Origin of the sequence: Paenibacillus sp. MCAF9, assembly GCF_052114265.1 — a bacterium.
In the GTDB taxonomy this organism is placed as follows: Bacteria; Bacillota; Bacilli; order Paenibacillales; family Paenibacillaceae; genus Pristimantibacillus.
Genome location: NZ_JBFREL010000010.1, coordinates 132570 through 150354, shown reverse-complemented (window position 1 = coordinate 150354; position 17785 = coordinate 132570). Strand labels below are relative to the sequence as shown.

At 46.0% G+C, this 17785-nt stretch carries 13 protein-coding genes; 12 read left to right on the top strand and 1 reads right to left on the bottom strand.

Translation table 11 applies throughout. The features are described 5' to 3' along the window. Window positions 1–187: 187 nt before the first annotated feature. The 11 genes from AB4Z45_RS18035 to AB4Z45_RS17985 all read left to right on the top strand — a co-directional run bounded on the left by AB4Z45_RS18035 (window position 188) and on the right by AB4Z45_RS17985 (window position 15272). Window positions 188–2803: an SLC13 family permease gene (locus AB4Z45_RS18035; protein ID WP_441910606.1), complete on the top strand. Its 2616-nt coding sequence runs from the start codon at window positions 188–190 to the stop codon at window positions 2801–2803. Window positions 2804–2829: 26 nt separating this feature from the next. Next, a complete protein-coding gene (locus AB4Z45_RS18030; protein ID WP_441910605.1) occupies window positions 2830–4593 on the top strand; it encodes a CHASE2 domain-containing protein in 1764 nt (587 codons plus the stop codon). After that, entirely contained in the window at window positions 4590–7007 is a 2418-nt protein-coding gene (locus tag AB4Z45_RS18025) for a FecR family protein (protein WP_441910604.1), read from the top strand. The genes AB4Z45_RS18030 and AB4Z45_RS18025 overlap by 4 nt, the downstream gene beginning before the upstream one ends. 20 nt (window positions 7008–7027) lie before the next feature. Next, window positions 7028–8491: a stalk domain-containing protein gene (locus AB4Z45_RS18020; RefSeq protein ID WP_441910603.1), complete on the top strand. Its 1464-nt coding sequence runs from the start codon at window positions 7028–7030 to the stop codon at window positions 8489–8491. Window positions 8492–8532: 41 nt separating this feature from the next. Then, a complete protein-coding gene (locus AB4Z45_RS18015; RefSeq protein WP_441910602.1) occupies window positions 8533–9354 on the top strand; it encodes a class I SAM-dependent methyltransferase in 822 nt (273 codons plus the stop codon). Window positions 9355–9499: 145 nt separating this feature from the next. Then, on the top strand, window positions 9500–10099 hold the full coding sequence (locus tag AB4Z45_RS18010; RefSeq protein WP_441910601.1) for a TetR/AcrR family transcriptional regulator: 600 nt from the start codon (window positions 9500–9502) through the stop codon (window positions 10097–10099). A gap of 231 nt (window positions 10100–10330) precedes the next feature. Then, entirely contained in the window at window positions 10331–11107 is a 777-nt protein-coding gene (locus AB4Z45_RS18005) for an ABC transporter ATP-binding protein (protein ID WP_441910600.1), read from the top strand. A 47-nt stretch (window positions 11108–11154) separates the two neighbouring features. Then, window positions 11155–12180, top strand: coding sequence for an aliphatic sulfonate ABC transporter substrate-binding protein (locus tag AB4Z45_RS18000; protein WP_441910599.1), 1026 nt, complete (start codon window positions 11155–11157; stop codon window positions 12178–12180). 79 nt (window positions 12181–12259) lie between these two features. Then, window positions 12260–13060: an ABC transporter permease gene (locus AB4Z45_RS17995; protein WP_430056209.1), complete on the top strand. Its 801-nt coding sequence runs from the start codon at window positions 12260–12262 to the stop codon at window positions 13058–13060. Next, complete coding sequence (locus tag AB4Z45_RS17990) at window positions 13060–13881, top strand: ABC transporter permease (protein ID WP_441910598.1); 822 nt, start codon at window positions 13060–13062, stop codon at window positions 13879–13881. The genes AB4Z45_RS17995 and AB4Z45_RS17990 overlap by 1 nt, the downstream gene beginning before the upstream one ends. Window positions 13882–13916: 35 nt before the next feature. Further along, window positions 13917–15272, top strand: a complete 1356-nt coding sequence (locus AB4Z45_RS17985) for an LLM class flavin-dependent oxidoreductase (protein WP_441910597.1) — start codon at window positions 13917–13919, stop codon at window positions 15270–15272. Window positions 15273–15693: 421 nt separating this feature from the next. Here the strand turns inward: AB4Z45_RS17985 and AB4Z45_RS17980 are convergent, their stop codons facing one another. Continuing rightward, entirely contained in the window at window positions 15694–15891 is a 198-nt protein-coding gene (locus tag AB4Z45_RS17980; protein ID WP_076268509.1) for a sporulation protein Cse60, read from the bottom strand. Between the two features lie 544 nt (window positions 15892–16435). On the opposite strand from AB4Z45_RS17980, the gene AB4Z45_RS17975 reads away from it, so the two are divergent. Beyond that, entirely contained in the window at window positions 16436–17785 is a 1350-nt protein-coding gene (locus AB4Z45_RS17975; protein WP_441910596.1) for an asparaginase, read from the top strand.

Here is a 17785-nt window from a genome sequence, read left to right as displayed (position 1 = left end):
TCCGTATTGGATTTATATAATTTAATAGTAGATAATTTAAGCTCTTTTGGCAATAACCAAATGATTAATCGATCAAAAATATTATGAAATGACAACTTTCGATAACTACCAATTTTTTTCAATATTCATATATAATAGATTAATAATACTAAAGAACTAATTTCTTTGATAAGAGGTAGATAGATTAGTGAAGCTCACAGGTATCGATATGTTTAAAGGGCTCTCTAATGTAGAGCTTGCGAAGCTGCTGGGGATGCTTGATAAACAACAGATTCCTGCGGGAACGAGGTTGTTCCATCAAGGCGAGCATGGCGATCAAATGTTCATCATAGAAAGCGGCACGATTGAGCTATTCTCAAAAACGGATGACAGCGTTCGGCGTTCGCTTGCCGTGCTTGGGCCAGGCGAGGTTTTTGGTGAAATGGCTCTGCTTACTGGGGAAGCGCGGTCTGCTGAGGCCGTAGCTGCGGAGGATGCTGTACTGCATATCATTGACAGCAGGATGTTTGACCGCCTTGTTGCTGAGAATGCAATTTTCTCATCCTATTTCATCAAGCTGCTTTCGCAACGTTTGATCGCAACGAATGCGAAGCTTCAAGCATCTAAGAAAACGGAATCCGAGCGAATTGCGTATGAGCTTGGACAATTGCGCGAGCTAACGGCTCGTTTTCTGCAGTGGTGCGCACATGTTCCTCTTATTAGCAGAGGGCTTGTGGAGCACACCTATGGCATGACGATGCAAAGGGAGCTCTCAGACAATCTCTTCCTTCGGGAGTGCTTTCAAGATGATCCGTTAACATCGGAATGGTTGACTCTTGCAAGCGGTATTAAGCCAGTTCTTAATGATATAAGCAAGGAACGGTATGGGTACGAGGAAATGGCTGGCTGGCTGGAAAAAGCGACCTCGTGGTATGTTTCTCAAGGCAACTGGGTGGCATTCATCATGATCCAAGCGGATAAAGGGAACTGGCCAGCAGCGCTAGACACGTATGCTCGCATAGAAGGAGAGGTTACGGATCATCAGCGCGCAGAGCTTTTTCGTACCATTAGCCGCTGCCCTAGAGATATACTCGCAGGAAATTACACGGTGCTGCAAACCTATCTTCCTTACTGTGAGAAAAATGCGCCGGAAATTGGGCTTGCTGTTATAGAAGCCTCTTTAAATCAGCCTAACAAATTTCAATCGCATGAGCTTTTGTTTTTGTACGAGTGCGGAACGGAGCTTAGCAGACGTGTGGGCAGAAACAATCAAGCGCTGGATTATTTAAAGCTGGCGGATACATTAGCTAGCACTTTATCCTTCAATAAAGTTGAATTGCCGGATGCTGATCGGGCGTATGGATTAGCCAAACAAAAGCTGGCTCGAAAACGCAGCGAGGTGCTCGTGAAAGGCGCCGGACGTTTGTTGAAGGGGAATCGTGCTGCTGAAGCAGGGGCTGTCATGGCGGCGCTGCTCTGCATCATACTTTCTTTCCTATTAGATCCTATTGGCGGTTTATCTGAGGCGGGCATGCGGTTTATCGGAATTGCGCTAGCTGCAGTCATTATGTGGATTGTTCCGATTATGCCGGATTACATTGTGGCGCTTGGCATGATTATGCTGTGGGTGCTGGGGGGCGTTGCCTCTCCGGAAACGGCACTCTCGGGATTTGCGTCAAGCTCGTGGCTCTTCATGATTTCTATTATGGCGATAAGTGCGGTAATAACAAAATCAGGCATTTCTTACCGCTTTGCGCTCCATGCTTTAAAAAGATTTCCTGCCCATTACCGCGGACAGCTTTGGGGCATTATTGCAGGCGGGGTCCTGCTTAATCCGCTGCTTCCTTCATCCTCTGCCAAGGTATCGCTTGGCGTTCCGATGGCACAGACGCTCGCCGAATCGCTCGGCTTTGAAGAGAGGAGCAAGGGAGCCGCTGGCCTTGGGCTGATGGCTATGATTTTCTTTGGCTTTACCGCGCCTTTTGTTATGACAGGCTCATACACCAATATTATGGCTTATGGCCTTGCTTCTAAAGAGCAATCGGTATCGTGGCTGCAATGGTTATTGTATGCGCTGCCGGGGTTTGTTATTTTTGGCACTGTATTGATTATCGTATTGCTTTTTATGTTCCGTAAGATCGAGCCTGCCAAAGTTGTCACAAGCGAAGTGCTGAGTGAACAGCTAAAGCTTCTTGGCCCGCTAACAAAAGATGAGCGAGTATCGCTCTGGACGATTATATGCTGCATTGGGCTTATGGTGCTTCAACCGTTTCACGGGATTGAGAGTACATGGATTATGTTGATGGGTTTTGCGGTTTTAGTTATTAGCGGCGTGCTCGATAAACAGACGATTTCTACCGGAATAGATTGGACTTTTTTATTGTTTCTCGGGGCTGCATTCAGCTTTGCGGGCGTCGCCGAGCAGCTAGGGATTGCTGAGCTGTTATCCTCCTTTCTTGGAGAGCATATGTCTGTTTTTGTCAGCACGCCTGCCTTATTCCTTGTTGCAGTCATTCTCGTTTCCTTTATCGTTACGCTAGTCATTCGAGATGATCCAGCTGTTATTTTACTTATCACCGCTATTGTTCCTTTAGGAGAAACAGTAGGCATTCATCCTTGGGTGCTCGTGTTTGTCATATTGCTTGCAACAGATCCGTTTTTCTTTGCTTATCAGTCCCCTACCTATTTAACTGCCTATTACAGCTCGGAGGGGAAAGCGTTTACCCATCGTCAAGCCGGAAAGCTTGCACTCGGTTATGCGTTTGCAGTTCTGCTTATAGCTGTGCTCTGTGTTCCATATTGGAAGTGGCTTCATCTCATTTGACGGAAAAGAAGGGAAAGGAGGATATTATGAAAATAAAGCTTATACATATTATGGCCCTGCTTGCTGTACTGGCTATTTTCTTCCTGTATAGAGGAACATTTGATCGAATGGACTATTTTTTCCAAGATCGTTTTATGCAAAAGGAAAGCCCTGTCGAAACTCAAATTGCCATTATCGCTATTGACGATGAAAGTGTGAGTGAATTTGGGAGCTGGCCTTGGAATCGAAATGTTCATGCTCAATTGGTCGATATGCTCTCCGAAGGAAAACCGGCAGTTATTGCGTTTGACGTCACTTTTCCTGCACCGTCGGCAGATGATCCATCATCGGATGAAGCGCTAATCAGCGCAGTGAAAAATGCGGGCAATGTCGTATTTCCCGTATATGGAACATTTGAAGCTTCAGCCAAGCAGGGCGCAATCGACGCACTTGAAATATCCGAGCCGTTTCCGGCACTTAAGGAAGCGGCAGCGGCGGTTGGACATATCAACACGATACCGGATCGCGACCACGTTGTACGCAACTCTTTATATCGTTTTATGTATGAAGGCGAGCAGGTCGAAAGCTTTTCTTGGACAATTTATAAAATGTACATGGAGCGCCTCGGCAAAAGTGTAAGTGCGGATATGCTTCCGCTTGATGCATTTGGACAGTTTCATATTCCCTATACGGAGCGGCCGGGGCAATATGAAGCGATTCCTTACGCTGCTGTACTAAACGGAGATGTGCCTGCGGAGTATTTTCAGGATCGCATTGTGCTCATTGGACCGTATGCCACGGGCTTTAAGGATGAGTACCTGACGCCATTGCAGGTGAAAAAAATGATGTACGGGGTGGAAATACACTCGAACATTATACAGGCTCTGCTCGAAAATGATCTTAAGCATGAGCTTAATTGGAAATGGAATGCGTTGATTTTGCTCCTTGCGGCTTCGCTTGCCTACTTTTTATTCCGGAAGTGGAATATGCTTATCTCATTTTTGGCGGTTGCGGTTATTCTCGTTGCGTTTGTAGTAGGAAGCAGCTACTTGTACAGTCAGGGAATCATTATATCAATCGGCTATGTGGTGCCGCTGCTAATTATTAGTTGCATCATCGTCGTTGGGTTCCATTACGTAGAGGAATTGCTGGAGCGGCGCAGGGTGACGGATATATTCGGCAGATACGTGGCGCCCGAGGTCGTTAACCAGATTTTGAAAAATGGTGAAGAGGGCCTAAAGCTGGGCGGAACGCGCCGTGAGTTAACTGTGCTTTTTGTCGATATTCGCGGCTTTACGCCTCTCTCAGAGAAGGCGGAGCCGGAGGAAATCGTTGAAATATTAAATGAATACTTGGATCTTGCCGCCAACTGCATCTTTAAATTCGAAGGTACGCTGGATAAGTTTATCGGCGATGCAGCCATGGCAATCTTCAATGCGCCGCTGCTTCTTGAAGACCATCCAATGCGAGCGGTGGAAGCGGCGTGGGCAATGAAAGAGGGCTCAGCCGCATTGGAGCGCAAGTTAATTGAACGATTTGGCTTTGGTGTGAAGTTTGGTCTGGGCATTCATACGGGGCCTGCCGTCTTTGGCAACATAGGTTCGAAGAGCAGGATGGACTACACCGCTATTGGAGACACGGTTAATACGACAGCTAGGCTGGAGAGCAATGCAAAGCCCGGACAAATCATTATGAGCGATGCGGTCTATCAGGTGGTTAAAGATCGTGTTATTGCGAACGCTCTTGGCGAGATCAAGGTAAAAGGAAAAGAACAGGGCATTTCAATCTATGAATTGGAGGGACTAAAATGAAGACGTTAAAGCTAGTTTTTGTGACTTTGCTAGTCATGGCCATTATTATGCCGACATCTGTTTTTGCAAAGGATACGGAAAAGGCCGGGAAAATAACGGCCATTTCAGGCAAAGCGGAAGTGAAAAAGAGCGGCGGGTCCAAGAAATTTAATGCTTTTAAAGGAATGGCTATAACGAAAGGCGATACGATATTAACCGGCAGTGACGGGAAAGTAACGATGGACCTGGACAGCGATAAAGAGGTCACGATTGGCACGGATACCACGCTTGTTGTGAGTGAGCTTGTCAAAAGCGCAAAGGCACTGGGCGGCAAAACGAGCCTGAGCCTGCTAAAGGGAAAGGTTCTTGTCACGATTAAGAAGAAGCTTGACGGCGATTCTAGGTTTGAGATCGAGACGCCAACTGCCATTATGGGCGTTATGGGGACGCAGTTTACTGTTGCGTATGAGAATAACGAGAGCTACTTGGGTGTATTTGAAGGCGCTGTAAAAACGAAGCACGGTCCAGGGCTAACGGAGGAGACGACTGTTAATCCCAATGAACAGCTGCCACTGAATAAAGATGGGGCAGGAGTAAAGGAAAAGCTGAATTATCTCGATCTTCCGTTGGTCGGCCTGGAGCATTATCTTCTGCTGCTTCAAAAGGACGGCAAAGCGGATAAGGCATTAATTGAGCAAGTTAAATCACTTATTGAAAAGAAAAAGCAAGAGGAAGCGGCGGCAGCTGCAGGCGGTAGTGGAGGTTCACAATCCAATTCTACTATTGTATATGAGGACAATGTCGGAACAGGCGGCAGCAGCGGTGGAGGCGGCAGCCCGGTCGCGACGCCAACGCCAACGCCAACAGCGTCACCGACGCCAACACCAACGGCGTCACCGACGCCAACACCAACGGCGTCACCGACGCCAACACCAACAGCGTCACCGACGCCAACACCAACACCAACGCCAGAACCTGTGCCGCCAACGTTAGATTTAACGATGTTTTATAATCATTTAGAATCGTATATGAAAAATGATAAAACGTTTATTTTGCCATTTACGACAACACTTGCTCTTAATGATTCTAGTACAAATATCGTCAAATTTGAGGTGCGTCAGGATGACGCTGGTGAATTTGAAAGTCTAGATATCGTTGAGACGGTTGATATACATCCATTTGAACCTAATCAGCTGGTGGTTAAATTAAAAGAAGCTGTGCAGTACGGATCAATAATTCGTATAAAGGTCTATGAAAATAAATTAAAAAATTCGGAAACCAATGATGTGCAGACGAATGAACAAGTTACAGCAAGAGGAGAAATGGAGCAAGGGTTTCAATTTATAAATAACAGTGAGTACCCGCCAATTGAATTTATTTTAGGGAAAACCGATTACTACACAAATATATCCTTTAAAACTTTTGGTTATGGAATGCCTGAATGGCCTTCTGAGGGGAACTCCCCTTACATCAGAATAACTAGAGTTTGCCCAGTTGAAGGAACGGAGGAGTGTTATCCGTTTTTTGAATATAACCTTAGCGGTGCTTTACAATTTAGCGTAACGGGTCCTGATACGGCAATGGTCATGTTAAAAGGAAATTATTTTGCCGAAGGCAATTTACGGCCTGGAGCATATCGCTTAAGTGTTTCTTTAAAAAATGGCAGTAATGGTCAGGTTGAAAACTTTCTAGAGCTTGATATTACGGTACGGGTAGCTAATCCTCCGAAGGCTTTAACCAAAGCGGCATTTATGGAGGATGAGTATACGTTAGTGCTTCCTTTTACTACGAGCCTTGCTTTTGGGAATTATTTTCCAAAAGATGGTTTAATAATTTATAAATGCGACGCGGTAGAGCTTCCAGAGGACAGAACATGTAGAAATGCGGAGCTGCCCCTCCTCAACATAACGGATATTGAGAGTGTTGCTGTTGACCAAGATAATCAAACGCAGCTCATTGTAAAGCTTAAAGATCCCATTGCATACAACTCAAATATTGACGTGTATGTAAAACCGAATGCTTGGAAGAACCCAGTTAATGATGATTTTCAAGAAAACGAGCAGCATTTCTCTTTAAATAGCAAAGTAACTGCCTTTCCTGATTACGTAGATTTTGAGAACAGGCCCGATATAGTAAAGGATAAGGAGCTTTTCATCTACACACATGGTTATGAACTGGGAGAGATAATAATTAATGGATATTTTTGTGCGGAAGAGGCATCTTGCTTTTGGTTTGAAGATATGCCGCTAGATAGCGATGCATATGAGCTCGAGAATGATGGTGAATATACAAAACTCATACTTAAAGGATCTTATTTCAGTATGGAACTAGCAAGAGGCGAGGGAAATATTACAATACCCATTATGAAAAAAGAGGAACAAATTGACGAGATAATTATACCCTTCAATATTATAAGACCAATAACTATAGATTAAATATCGAAAGGAGCAATGCTATGAAAAGCAATATTAAATGGCTAGCAGCAAGCACGGCGCTTGCAACGATGCTAGTTTCGTTTCATGCAACAGCATTCGCGGCGAATGAGCAGCCAGTAGAAATAAGAGAGACGGAGAACGTCGCTAAAGTTGCCAATGTCATCGAGAAAGCAAGCCAACCTTGGGGGCTGGCTTCTGCCCCTGACGGCAGCATCATTGTTGTAGGCACGGGCAGCAATCAGATTAGCAAATGGCAAAATGGGAAGCTTACTCCTGTTACGACAAAGACGGAAGCGGGCTATTTCGATGGGACGATTGCCAATTCAACGTTCAATCAACCGTCTTCTACTGTAGTGAACAGCAAGGGTGTCATTTATGTAAGTGACACCGACAATCACGTTGTGCGCAGAATTGTAAACGATCGAGTATACACGGCTGCGGGCAATGGCAAGCCAGGAAATAAAGACGGCAAATTTGGCGATGCGCAGTTTAACTCCCCAACGGGACTAGCAATAGACAGCAAAGACAATGTTTATGTAGCAGACTCCCTAAACCATGTCATTCGTGTCATTACTCCCGAAGGCGTAACATCTACCTTTGCTGGAATTGCTGGCGAAACAGGCGGGTACAAGGACGGAAGTGCAGCGCAAGCTTTGTTTAATGAACCGATGGGACTTGTGTTCGACGATAAGGGCGGCTTGTACGTAGCTGACAGCGGCAATCATCTTATTCGTTATATTTTTGATGGCAAGGTCAAGACGGTAGCTGGAAAACCGACAGCTGTCGATGCGCTTACCGGTTATATGGCAGGCGGCTATGGCAATGGCATAAGCGCTGAAGCGCGGTTTAATCGGCCGCGCGGGCTGGCATTTGCCGATGGGGTTTTGTTTGTTGCAGACAGCTTGAATAACCGAATTCGCGCTCTGCAAGCGGATGGAAAAGTCATTTCAATTGCAGGCCAAGGCGCGCCTGGCGATAAAGTTGGAGAGGTTGAACAAGCGCAGTTCAATCAACCGTCTTCCTTGCTGTATTTGAACGGAAAACTGTACGTAGCCGACACGTTAAACAATAGCGTTAAGGTGCTGGCGGTGAACCCTAAGGCTCTCAATCCTATTCGTACGAAAGAAGAATTGATTGCAGGTACGGAGCTGCTGCCGGCGAGCAAAGACATTCAAGTATGGCTGGATAACAAGCAAGTTAAATTCACTGCTTTGCAAAAGCCTTTTAAGAGCGGAGAAAAAACATATCTTCCTGTGAGAGCTGTCTTTGGTGCATGGGGAGCGAATATCAAGTGGAATGCTGCGGCCAAGGAAGTGCAGCTGACCAAAAACAACTGGAAGCTTTCACTAAAAGTAAACGCGAAGCATACGGTTATTGTTGAAAAAGGCACTTTATTCGTAGATGCACAATATTTAGCTGATGTCGCTTCATTTTTGTTTGCTTTTGATAGTGAATACAATGCTATTATTATGAGTAGTGAGTAATAAGTAGCAAAATTCCCTATCGCTGGAATGGAGGCTGTACAATGACTTTGGAAAACCGCTCGCAAAATAATGTAGACCGTTTCTCAGGCTTTCAAAACGATTACGACCAGCATCGTCCGAAAGCTCCTGCCGCAGTTGTAAATATTTTGACAAGCTATTTGGGAAGAGTGCCAAGCGTTGTGGCGGATGTTGGATGCGGAACGGGGCTGTCCTCCTTTATATGGCTCGGGCATGCGGAGCGAATTGTAGGCTTTGAGCCAAATGACGATATGAGAAGCAAAGCGCTGGCTCATTTGTCTAAGCTCCCGGAGGATCAATCCATTTCCTTCATCAAAGGGTATTCTGACCAGCTTAATTTAGATGCGGGCAGTGTTGATGTGGTAACCTGCTCGCAGTCATTTCATTGGATGGAGCCCGTCAGCACGCTCTCTGAATTTGCCCGCGTTCTGAAGCCGGAAGGTGTATTTGCCGCCTATGATTGCGATTGGCCTCCTACGCTGCACTGGGCTGTCGAATTAGAATATAAGCAGCTTATGGATCGTTCTGAGGAGATTATTGCTGCTCATATCCCAGAGAAGGATCAAGCCAGCAAACGAGATAAGGAACAGCATTTAACACAAATTCATAACAGTGGTCTCTTCCGTTTCTCCAAAGAAATCGTGTTCCATAACATGGAGCGCTGCGACGCAGAGCGTTATATGGGTCTGGCTATTAGCCAAGGCGGCATTCAAGCGGTCTTCAAGCTTGGCTCGAAGGCGCTGGAAGAGCAATTGCAAAGCTATCGCAGCAGTGTAGAGCGTTATTTTGCAGGAAGAACGCTTGATGTCATGTTCAGCTACCGCATGCGGATAGGTGTAAAATAGAGCAGCTTTAACGCTTAAATGGTGCAGAAGGCAGTTTTGTCGTGAGGACAAGGTTGCCTTCTTTTTTTTATTGCTAAAATGACCGCAAAACGTATTTGCATGTATAATGCAGGTTAAGTGTGATTTATTGTAAGGAGGACTTAGCTTGTCACCTAGAAATGTAGAAAAAGATAAAATGATGCGTGAAAAAAAGATGCAGCATATTCTCGACTGTGCCCTGAAGGTTATGGCGATTAATGGTTTTCAATTAACGAGCATTCAAGATATAGCGAAAGAAGCAAAGGTTAGTGTGGGTAATGTCTATCACTACTATGCTTCCAAAGAAGAGATATTCAGCGAGGTGCTGCGCTCGGGGCAGACGAATTATGGGAAGTATGTAACCGATTTAGCGGCCATGGAAATGGAACCGATCGCTAAGCTTAGGGTAATGCTTACCTCTTGGCTCTCATTGGAGACAAACTGGGCGTTTACGATTCTTATGCATACGGCAAGGTTATCGGGGTCTACTCCGCCAGACATTAAGAAGGCGATCACAGACCGTTTTACAGTAAACCTAGGCCCTGTCGCTGATATTATGAGTGACGGCATACGTAGGGGAATCATCATTGATGAAGATCCCTTGCAGCTTGCTTTTTATTTTGTAAGCCTTATTCAAGGCCTGACACTCCAGCGCCCGCCCGATTATGAGGTGAAGGTGGAGATGAATGTTGAGGCGATTATTCGATTATTTGAGATCAAAAAATAGCTTTTTTAGGCATGCGAAAAAAATGTTGACAAAGTTGAAATGATGCCGCAAAATAAGCAACATAACAAACCGAATGAACATTCAAATTGTAGATTGGTTTGACATAGGGGCGAATCGACCAGACCACTGGAGATTTAACGTTAGTTATTATACGCGTTAAGTCTTTTTATTTTACCATAATACCAAGTAATCGGGTATTAATAATGCAATATTGAATTGGAGGGGCAGCTTATGGCGGCGGAGATGCTCGTAGTACATGAACTTAATAAGACATTTGCAACACCCTCGGGAGATGTCATTGCGCTTGATCGCATTGGGCTTCAGGTGAAACAAGGGGAATTTATTACGATTATTGGACCGAGCGGCTGCGGCAAAAGCACATTGCTCAAAATTGTAGCGGGGCTCGATACCGGTTATGAAGGCACGGTTTTGTTGAATGGAAAACCGATTGAAGGACCGAGCATAGAAAAAGGATTTATTTTTCAAGAACCGAGGCTGTTCCCTTGGTTGACGGTAGAGAAAAATATAGCCGCAAATTTGTCGCTTCGCAAGCCGGAGGTTCGTAAACGAGTAGATGAGCTCATCGAGCTTGTAAGGCTGAAGGGCTTCGAACAGTCTTATCCTCGCGAGTTATCTGGAGGCATGGCGCAGCGTGTAGCTATTGCAAGAGCGCTGCTTCGCAGTCCTGATATATTGCTGCTGGATGAGCCGTTTGGCGCATTGGATGCTTTTACTCGGTCGCATATGCAAGAGGTGCTGCTTGATATTTGGCAGAGAAACAAAACGACGATGTTGTTTGTGACACATGATTTGGATGAGGCGGTATTTCTGGGCGAGCGAGTCGTCATTATGAATCCGCGTCCGGGTCATATTCGAAAAATATTGCCGATTGATTTGTTGTATCCTCGGAAACGAGCAGGCCATGCTTTTCAAGAGATGCGGCACAAGGTGCTGGGTGAGTTTGAGAAGGTTGAGGGGCCGGAAATCGATCAAGGCGCGGATATTTAATGAACTATTTCTCACCAAAAATATAGATCGTCGAGGAGAGAATGAAGATGAACAGATTACGCCTTCTTACGGCAGCAATTATTGTATTAGCGGTATTTATTAGCGGCTGCGCGGCTTCTGGCAACGGAAATTCAGACAAGAAAGAAACAGGCAACGCGGGCAACAAAGCAGCAAAAAGCTATGACGGAGTTACTGTAAAGATCGGGTATCAGGGCAGCGGCGGCTTAATGGGCAAAGCGATTGAGGAGAAATGGTTTGAAGATGAATTTGGCGAGCTTGGCGTGAAAGTGGAGTACGCGGAATTTCAGAGTGGCCCTCCAATGACAGAGGCGATTGCTTCTAACCGTCTTGATTTCGCTGGGCTTGGCAACATGCCGATCATTGCAGCACAAGCTGCGGACATTAAATTCACAGTCATTTCTCAGGCGCTCGAAGGCAAAAACAATGTCGCGATCATCGTGCCTAAAGATAGCCCGTTTCAAACGGTTGCTGACTTAAAAGGCAAGAAGGTAGCTGTTGCCAAGGGGAGTAACGCATTTAACTTCCTTTACCGCGGCCTTGAAGGTGCGGGGCTTAAAGCATCGGATTTGGAAATTATCCAACTGCAGCCGGATGAAGCGCAGCCTGCTTTTGAGACGGGGAAGGTTGACGCATGGGCGACATGGGAGCCGAACATTACGCTGAACACACTGCAGGATAAAGCGAAGGTGCTTGCGGACGGCGAACAGCTGGGCGTGCTTTCTCCTTCCTTCAACATTGTTAGAAAACAATTTGCTGATGACTATCCTGAGCTCGTTACCCTGTATCTGAAAGTATGGAACAAAGCGCTTGCTTGGGAAAATGATAATCGTGCCGAATCCACCGAGCGTTATGCGGCAGAGCGTAAAGTGCCTGCGGCATTAATTGAAGCGATCTTCAATCGCTCCAGGACAATTAATATCCCTGTATCGGACGAAATTATTGCAGAGCAGCAAAAGACGGCGGACTTCCAGTTCGACATTAAAGTCATTCGCAAGAAAATCGACGTGTCCACCGTATTTGATAACAAATTTATTGAAGATGCGTTGAAATAATACACTGAACAAGAGGAATGGGGCGTTTCTTATGGTTGGAGCTGGCTCAGAAAGCGCATTGCATAAGCCCATCAAAGTAATGAAGAGGCGGCCAAGGAGCCGTCTCTCTATTCAAACTGTTAATCTGCTGCTCAGTTTGCTGCTTCCAGTCGGCTTATTAGCTATCTGGCAAATTGCTGGAATGATGGGGAAGCTTAATCCAACGCTGCTGCCAACACCAGGCTTAATTGTGGAGGAATTCGTTCATTTAACTTTATCTGGTGAGCTGGTTTATCATCTCGGTATTTCAGCTCGGCGTGCGCTGCTTGGATTTTTGCTGGGCGGAGGATTAGGTTTAGCTGCGGGATTATGGGTAGGGTTCTCCTATAAGACGGAAAGGCTCATTGATCCTTCCTTGCAAATGCTTCGTACTTTGCCCCATTTGGCCGTAGCTCCGTTGTTTATTTTGTGGTTTGGCTTTGATGAGACATCTAAAGTGTTATTGATTGCAAAAGGTGCTTTTTTCCCACTGTACGTCAATACCTTTCTTGGTATTCGTTCCGTAGATGGCAAACTGTTTGACGTTGCCCGTGTGCTGCAGTTTAGCCGCTGGCAAATGATTGCGAAGCTTGTTCTTCCGGCATCGCTTCCTAATATCTTTCTCGGCGTGCGACTTTCTATCGGTGTGGCATGGCTTGGGCTTGTTGTAGCGGAAATGATGGGTTCGAGCTCAGGAATTGGTTTTCTGATTAATGATGCGCGTTATCTTATGATTACTTCGGTTGTATTTGTAGGCATTATTATTTTTGCCGCAGTCGGTAAGCTGACGGATTCGCTTGTTAAGCTGCTTGAGAAGAGGCTGCTAAATTGGCAGGACAGCTACAAAGGAGGCAGCAAGTAATGAGCGAACGAACCGCTTCGCGTGAAATGGGCGCAAAGGCAGCTGGTCGGGACTGGTTAAGCGTTATTCCAAAGCCGCTTCATGGCTGGATTGTTCCGGCTTTAATTGTAATTGTCTGGCAGGCGGTCAGCGGGCTTGGTTTGTTGTCTGAAACACTGCTGCCGGCCCCGTCAAATATTGTGAAGAGCTTTGTGTCATTGTGTGAATCGGGAGAGATGGGGAAGCATCTCGGTATTAGCATGTACCGCGCTGGTTTTGGGTTTCTTCTTGGCGGAGCGCTCGGGCTGCTGCTTGGTTTATCGGCGGGTCTTGGCAAAGTGATGGAGAGGACGCTTGATCCTTCGCTGCAAATGCTGAGAACTGTGCCGCTGCTTTCCGTTATTCCGTTGTTTATTTTGTGGTTTGGGATCGGAGAGTTTTCGAAGGTGCTGCTTATTGGGCTTGGCGCTTTTTTCCCGGTTTATGTGAACACATTTCTTGGTATTCGAAATACGGATGTGAAGCTGTATGAGGTTTCGCGTATTTTCCAATATACGAAGCTTCAGCAGGTAACAAGGCTTATTATACCAGCGGCCTTGCCGAATATTTTATTGGGCGTACGGCTATCGCTTGGCGCTTCATGGCTGCTGCTTGTCGTTGCAGAAATGATGGGGACGAGTGCAGGTATCGGTTATATGATTCAGGATGCAAGAGCATACTCGCAAACGGAAATTGTTTTTGTAGGCATAATTTTGTTCGCTGTATTTGGCAAGTTGTCGGATTCGGCCATTCGGCTGCTAGAAACCAAATGGCTTCGCTGGCGAGATACGTATAAAGGATGAGAAAATGAATCGTTTAGAGAGGCGGTTAACGGATTATGGGGAAACGGCAGGAGCAGCTCCATCTCGGAGCATTTATTTATTATACAGGGCATCATCATGCAGGCTGGCGTCATCCGGAGTCGGGTGTTGAAGGAATGTTTGATGTGAAGTTTTATCAGAAGCTTGCGCAAACCGCGGAGCGCGGCAAGTTCGACATGCTCTTCTTCGCAGATCTGCTTTATGCCACTAATGTGGGGCAAGCGGTAGCGGGCATGCTGGAGCCTCTTACGCTATTGTCCGCCTTATCGGCTGTTACGGAGAAAATCGGGCTGACCGCAACCGTCTCAACCACATACAACACCCCCTTTAATGTCGCACGAAAGTTTTCTTCGCTTGATCATATTAGCGGCGGGCGGGCAGGGTGGAATATTGTAACCTCGCAGCTTGATCTGGAAGCTCACAATTACGGGCAGCCAAAACATCCCGAGCACGGCCTGCGTTACAAGATGGCTCGTGAATTTGTGGATGCCACAACCCGATTGTGGGATAGCTGGGAGGATGGCGCGCTTGTGCTTGACCGGGTGTCGGGTCAGTTTGCCGATGAGTCTAAAGTAAGGCCGGTTGATTACAGCGGTGAATGGTACTCCACGAAAGGGCCGCTGAATGTGCCGAGATCTCCTCAAGGTTATCCGGTGCTAATTCAGGCAGGCTCATCAGGTCCAGGTCAAGACTTTGCGGCCAGCATTGGCGAAGTTATATTTACGGCGCAGCAATCGCTGGAAGCGGCAAAAATCTTTTATGAGAGTGTGAACAGCAAGCTTGGAGATTATGGCAGGGAACGCGGCAGTCTAAAAATCATGCCAGGCCTCTCCCCGATTCTTGGTGCGACGGAAGAGGAAGCGAAGCAGCGTTATCAAGAGCTGCAGGAGCTCATTCCTGCCGCCCATATTGTCGGCTTCTTATCCGGATTCCTCGGCGTAGATTTAAGCAGCTATTCGCTTGATGATCAGCTGCCGGATATTCCTGATCCTGTTGAAGCATCCAACGGCATGAAGAGCCGTGTTCAGCTTATTATGGATATGGCGCGCAAAGATAGGCTGTCGATGCGAGAGCTTGGAAGCAGGATGCTTGGAGCGAGGGGACATTTGCAGTTTGTTGGTACGCCCGAACAGCTGGCTGACCTTATCGAGCTGTGGTTTGAGGACTATGGCTGCGATGGCTTCAATATCATGGCTCCTGTTCTTCCTGGAGGGCTCGACGATTTCGTTCATTATGTCGTGCCGATTTTGCAGCAGCGCGGACTGTTTCGTGAAGATTACACGGGAGATACCCTTCGTGACCATCTTGGACTTGAGCGTCCAAGCGAAGGGCATTTCCGCAAAAAACGTCCTGTGGTACAAGAACAAGCGTAACAAGATCTGAGCGGCTATAGTGAAAAAAACGCAAAGAAGCAAGCAGCTGGCGCCATGATTAGGCGACGGCTGCTTGCTTCTTTGCCGTTGTTGCAGGGAAGGGGGGACTAAGGTTTTGTGAATATTCCGCTCTTTAATAAACACCATCGATTATAAGTAAAATATTTCATGGCAAACCTCCACCTTAAAAATAAGTGATAACGGTTCCAAGACAGCAGCCTCTATTTTATGAAAAATGAATAGGTGACATAGCCGATAGCGATAGCTACCAAACCAAATGCTGCCGTGGAGGAAAGGATACGGAAAAATATTTCCCACTTATCTCTTTTTGTGTTTCGAATGTCCTTGTCCTCATTCCCCTGCGTCTCATGATGCTTTAGATTATCTTGACGAGGCTTAATGATGGGATCACCCGCTTTCTTTATTCCTTCTCTTTGCTTTGCTTATAAACGACAAGTATAGTGCTGCGCTGATAAGTGTTGCCTGAAGTGGCTGTTTTGATCATGGAGCCGTAGCAAATATTAATGACTTGATCGTCGCTCAGTTCTGCCAAAAACTCATTTGCTCTTTTTTCAGCAAAAACAGAATCCGTATCAATAAATTCTTTTACTTGAATCATATTCGTTGTGTCCTCCCTTACCAAATAAATATGCAGATAGGCACCCCGCGTCGATAGCAGAATGCCTTCTGACGTCCACCATAGCATTGCGTACTATAAGTGTCAACAGGGAGATTTAATGATCCATTTTAGACGAAGAAAATAGGGGCAGCTTCGCTAAAATAACGAAGCTGCCCCTATTCGGCTGCATGGGCTGTTTAGCTTTTTTTCCAGACGCCGCCATTTAAATATCTGCTTGCCGCTCTTCAGCGTGACCTTGCTCCAGCGTGTGCTGGATTGTTCGAATAGCTCTTTGTAAGAAACTGATTTATAGAATCCTTTTTTATACTGAGCATTAATCTAGCAACCTCGTTAATTCATGTAAATAAAACTAACATATGTTTTCTTCAATTTAGTAAGGATATGAGCACAAATGAGTGAAAAGTAGAGTTAAACTTCGATGGTTACGCTTTTTTGTCTACTTTAATGATTTGTTAACTTATATAACATGAAATAGACTGGTGTAGAAGAAAGAGAGAATTATATCGCATAGGAGGAGTTAAACATGACACAAGTTGTAAAGAGCGAGATAGCGAAAAAGATTTTAATTCCACTGCTTGTACTTTCATTGCTTGCAGCGATGGTAGGGGTACTGACAAAAACGGATTTTGTACGCGCGGAGGAAGCGCCGCAGCTGCCGACATTTGATATTCCGGCCCTATCCGCTGAACATCAAGCTTCAAGTCTTCCTAATGTTATTGTTGTTGCAACAGGAGGAACGATTGCGGGTAAGGCAAGCAATAATGATCCTACTAACTTCCAGAGCTATGCGGCTGGTACTTATAAAATGGCAGATATGGTTGCTCAGCTGCCTGGGAAAAATAAAATAGCTGATGTTTCTACCTATCAATTCGGCAACAAGGGTTCGAGCGGCTATAGTATTAGAGATCTTTATGATCTATCGCTTGCGGTAGACGAAGCTCTTAAGACTTATGATAGTGCAGTTGTAACGACGGGTACGGATACGATGGAAGAAATCGCGTATTTCCTCGATCTAACCGTTCGCAGTGAAAAGCCTGTTGTTGTTACAGGCTCTATGCGTCCATGGGATGTTATTGGAACGGACGCGCCTGCCAATCTCTATCAAGCTATTAAACTAGCTGGCAGCGGTAAAACAAAATGGTTTGGCACAGTGGTCATGTTGAATGATGTCATTTATGCGGCGCGTGAGGTTACGAAGTCAAATTCTCACCGTACCGATACTTTTGATGCTCCGATGTTTGGTGCGCTAGGTTATGTGGATGACCCGGCTGTTCGTATTTATCGTGCTCCTGCTAGAGCGGCAAAAGCAGGAACGCCGGCATGGGCTTCACCATTCGATTTGAAAACCATCTCCAAAGATAGTCTTCCGATAGTAGAAATCGTATACAGCTATCAAGAAGCAGGAGGCGGCGCTATTCGCGGCTTGGTGGAAGATGGCGCGAAGGGAATTGTAACCGCTGGAACAGGTGCTGGCGGCATTTCGTCGAAGCTAAGTGCTGCGCGTTCCGCGGCCATTAAGGATAAAGGTGTCGTATTTGTATCGACAACAAGAACAGGCTCAGGCTCTATCTATGATAGCGGCAGCGGAAGTGTTATTGGCGGAGACAACTTGAACGCGGCGCATGCTCGTATGATGTTGTTGCTGTCCCTAGCATTTACAAACGATGTAAACAAGATTAGAAGCTGGTTCACGACTTTTGGTACACAGGATGTAGAAATTTCAGTTGATGAGAATACGGTATTAAGCACGACAGTAGAAGAGCCAATCGAAGAGCCTGTTGTGACGGAACCGGTCGTTGTTGTTCCTACACCGGAAGCAGAAGTTCCAGCTGTTACAGAAACAACGCCTGAAACAGCGCCAGTGACGCCATAA

Bases quoted from the DNA above. Each gene is read 5' to 3' on its own strand.
- AB4Z45_RS18030 (WP_441910605.1), top strand. From the start codon at position 2,830: ATGAAAATAAAGCTTATACATATTATGGCCCTGCTTGCTGTACTGGCT.
- AB4Z45_RS18025 (WP_441910604.1), top strand. From the start codon at position 4,590: ATGAAGACGTTAAAGCTAGTTTTTGTGACTTTGCTAGTCATGGCCATT.
- AB4Z45_RS18020 (WP_441910603.1), top strand. From the start codon at position 7,028: ATGAAAAGCAATATTAAATGGCTAGCAGCAAGCACGGCGCTTGCAACG.
- AB4Z45_RS18015 (WP_441910602.1), top strand. From the start codon at position 8,533: ATGACTTTGGAAAACCGCTCGCAAAATAATGTAGACCGTTTCTCAGGC.
- AB4Z45_RS18005 (WP_441910600.1), top strand. From the start codon at position 10,331: ATGGCGGCGGAGATGCTCGTAGTACATGAACTTAATAAGACATTTGCA.
- AB4Z45_RS18000 (WP_441910599.1), top strand. From the start codon at position 11,155: ATGAACAGATTACGCCTTCTTACGGCAGCAATTATTGTATTAGCGGTA.
- AB4Z45_RS17995 (WP_430056209.1), top strand. From the start codon at position 12,260: ATGAAGAGGCGGCCAAGGAGCCGTCTCTCTATTCAAACTGTTAATCTG.
- AB4Z45_RS17990 (WP_441910598.1), top strand. From the start codon at position 13,060: ATGAGCGAACGAACCGCTTCGCGTGAAATGGGCGCAAAGGCAGCTGGT.
- AB4Z45_RS17985 (WP_441910597.1), top strand. From the start codon at position 13,917: ATGGGGAAACGGCAGGAGCAGCTCCATCTCGGAGCATTTATTTATTAT.
- AB4Z45_RS17980 (WP_076268509.1), bottom strand. From the start codon at position 15,891: ATGATTCAAGTAAAAGAATTTATTGATACGGATTCTGTTTTTGCTGAA.
- AB4Z45_RS17975 (WP_441910596.1), top strand. From the start codon at position 16,436: ATGACACAAGTTGTAAAGAGCGAGATAGCGAAAAAGATTTTAATTCCA.